This is a genomic window from Virgibacillus sp. 7505 (assembly GCF_002272135.1).
GTDB lineage: Bacteria > Bacillota > Bacilli > Bacillales > Amphibacillaceae > Terribacillus.
The window spans coordinates 1-231 of sequence record NZ_NPBF01000336.1 but is presented as its reverse complement, the minus strand read 5'-3'; the positions used below and the strand labels follow the sequence as shown (position 1 = coordinate 231).

General features: G+C 47.6%; 1 pseudogene. It reads right to left on the bottom strand.

Annotated features, from left to right (window positions below):
- Positions 1–231: pseudogene (locus tag CHH91_RS21020) on the bottom strand (AraC family transcriptional regulator); the annotation flags it as partial.

Here is a 231-nt window from a genome sequence, read left to right as displayed (position 1 = left end):
AATAAGGGTCGCGCAGCCCGTCCGCTTTTGTGTCCGCATAAATCGAATAAAGGGAGCGGATAAGCGGCGAGTTTGGCGGCAGTGAAACAATCGGGCCTGACTTTTGGATCAGCCGTTGCCAAATGTCTTGCACAGATGCTCCTTGCAAAGAAATGTAAATGAATTCCCATGGTTCTTTCGCATTTTCAGGGTAGTAGTAGCGATGGTTACTTGGTACAGAGACAATAAACG